Annotated in this window: 1 protein-coding gene; it reads right to left on the bottom strand. The window is 74.9% G+C overall.

Annotation, left to right across the window (positions count from 1 at the left end):
• Positions 1-2,932, bottom strand: a 2,932-nt coding sequence (locus C1A38_RS30295) for a type I polyketide synthase (protein ID WP_146017659.1), incomplete at its 3' end; no start/stop codon positions are given.
• Between the last annotated feature and the right edge of the window lie 17 nt (positions 2,933-2,949).

Below are 2,949 nucleotides of genomic sequence, written 5' to 3' on the forward strand. Positions count from 1 at the left end.
CCGCATCAAACAGATCCGCGTCATACAGGAAGCCGCCCTCACCCGCATACGACTTGCCCACCGCTTCGGGGTCCGGGTCGACCAGGTCGGCCGGCCAACCCCGGTTCTCCGGGAACGGACCGACCGCGTCGCGCTCCCCCACCACCAGATCCCACAACTCATCCGGTGACGACACGTCCCCAGGGAAACGACAACCCATCCCGACGATCACCACGGGATCCTCATCCGCCACCACGACCGGACCCTGGGTCTGCTCGGCGGCGGGTTGGGTGCCGGTGAGTCGGCTGGCCAGGTGTTCGGCCAGGGCGGCCGGGGTGGGGTGGTCGAAGATCAGGGTGGCGGGCAGGGTGAGGCCGGTGGCGGTGGCCAGCCGGTTGCGCAGTTCCACTCCGGTGAGCGAGTCGAAGCCCAGGTCGGAGACGGTGCGGTCGAGGTCGATGGCGGCCGGGTCGTCGTGGCCGAGGACGGCGGCGGCGTGGGTGCGGACCAGGTTGGCGAGGGCGCGGTCACGGTCGGGCGGGTTCATCGCGGCGATCCGGCGGATCGACGCCGGACCCCGGTCGCGGCGGGGTGCTCGCCGGCCGGGTGCCAGGCTGTGCAGGACGGCGGGTACGTCGGTGGAGGTGCGTAGCAGAGTCGGGTCGACGGCGGTCACGGCCAGCACCGGGTCGGTGCCGGCGACGGCGGCGTCCAGGGCGGTCAGCGCGTCGGCGGTGTCGATGGGGCGCAGGCCGAGGCGGGCGATGCGGGAGAGGTCGGTGTCGGTCAGGGTGGCGGACATGGTGCCGCCGTCCTGCCACAGTCCCCAGGCGATGGAGGTGGCGGGCAGTCCGGCGGCCTGCCGGTGTCGGGCCAGTTCGTCGAGGAAGGCGTTGCCGGCGGCGTAGGCGGCCTGTCCGGCAGGGCCGACCAGTCCGGCGATCGACGAGTAGAGGACGAACGCGGTGAGCGGCCGGTCGGCGGTCAGCTCGTGCAGATTCCAGGCGGCGTCGGCCTTCGCGGCGAGGACCTCGTCGACCTGGTCGGCGGTGAGCGAGGCAAGGACGCCGTCGCGGCTGATGCCGGCCGCGTGCACCACGGCGCTGATCGTGGGATGCCGGTCCAGCAGGCCGGCCAGGGCGGTGCGGTCGGTGACGTCGCAGGCGGCGACGTGCACGCGCGCACCCAGCCCGGTCAGTTCCGTGGTGAGGTCGGCGACGCCGGGAGCCTCCGGGCCGGTGCGGCTGACCAGCAGCAGGTCGCGGACGCCGTGCCGGGTGGCCAGGTGGCGGGCCAGGGCGGCGCCCAGGGCGCCGGTGCCGCCGGTGATCAGTACCGTGCCGTCACCCCAGTCGGGGTGCGTCTGCGGTGCCGGTCCGGCCGGGACGAGCCGGGGCACCATCACCTCGCCGTCGCGGATACGCAGGTCGGGTTCGTCGCCGAGGGCCTCGCGCAGCAGGGCGGTCCGGGAGGCGTCGGTGTCGTCGGTGTCGACGAACACGACGCGGCCGGGATTCTCGGTGCGGGCGCTGCGGACCAGGCCGGCGACGGCAGCGGCGGTGAGCGGGTCGTCGGCGGGCGGGACGACGACGAGGCGGGGACCGGGTTCGCCGGTCAGGTGGTCGCGGAGCACGGCGAGGGTGTCGTGCACGGCGGTGCGGGCCCGGGTGGCCGGCGAACCCGGGCCGGTTGCGGCCACCCGGACGATCAGGAGGTCCGGCGGGGCGGTGCCGTTCGCGTTCGCCGCCGGGGCGTGGCCGGGCGCCGGGTGCGGCTGCCACTGCGGCCGGTAGCGCAGGTCGGTGGCGGAGGGGCGGAACTGGTCCGGGTCGGCCGGGCGCAGGGTGAGTTGGCGGACGGTGGCGACCGGGTCGCCGGTGTCGTCGGTGACGGTGAGGCGGACGGATTCCGGTCCGAGTGGGGTGATTCGGGCGCGCAGGATGGTCGCCCGGGTGCCGGTCAGGTGCACGCCGGCCCAGGCGAACGGCAGCCGGGCCGGGCTGTCGGCGGCGACGCCGGGCAGCAGGGGGTGCAGCGCGGCGTCGAGCAGCGCCGGGTGCACGGTGAACCCGGTGTTGTCGGGACCGGTGATCTCCGCGTACAGGTCGTCGCCGTGGCGGTGCAGGCGTTGCAGGCCGCGGAACTGCGGGCCGTAGTCGTAGCCGTGCTCGGTCAGCCGGTCGTACAGGTCGTCGAGGTCGATCTCGGTGGCGGCGGCCGGGACGCGGGTGTCCGGGTGCTCGTCGGGCGGGGTGTCGTCCAGTACGGCGGTGGCGTGGCGCTGCCAGGGGGTGTCGTCGGTGGCGGCGGCGCGGGTGAACACCTCTGCGGTGCAGCGGCCGTCGTCGTGGCCGGTGACGGTGACCTGTAGGTCGAGCGGCTGGTCACCGGGCAGGGTGACGGGCGTGGTCGTGACGAGGTCGACCAGATGGGGGTGCCCGGTGCGGGCGCCGACGGTGGCGAGCAGATCGGCCAGGGCGACGCCGGGGAGCACGACGGTGCCGTGCAGGCGGTGGTCGGCAAGCCACGGTTGGGCGGTGGTGGACAGTTCGCCGGTGAACACGGTCGTGTCGCCGGCGGCGAGGGTGACGGCCGCGGTGAGCAGCGGGTGCCCGGCGGGCCGCAGACCGGCGTCGACGCCACTGGCCGGATGCATCCAGTAGCGGCGGCGCTGGAACGGGTAGGTCGGCAGGGCATGGCGGCGGGCGCCGGTGTCGGCGAGGATGGCGGGCCGGTCGATGCCGGCGCCGTTGGCCCAGAGTGTGGCGGCCGCGGTGCGCACGGCGTCCGGTTCGGGTTGGTCGCGGCGCAGGGTGGGGATGGTGGTGAGGGTGTCGGCGGCCAGTGCGCTGAGCACGGCGTCGGGCCCGATCTCGAGCAGGGTGCGGGCGCCGAGCCGGTGGGCGGTGCGGATTGCGTCGTGGAATCGGACGGTGGAACGGACCTGCCCCACCCAATACTCCGGATCCG

The organism is Verrucosispora sp. ts21, from assembly GCF_002879555.1.
In the GTDB taxonomy this organism is placed as follows: domain Bacteria; phylum Actinomycetota; class Actinomycetes; order Mycobacteriales; family Micromonosporaceae; genus Micromonospora; species Micromonospora gifhornensis.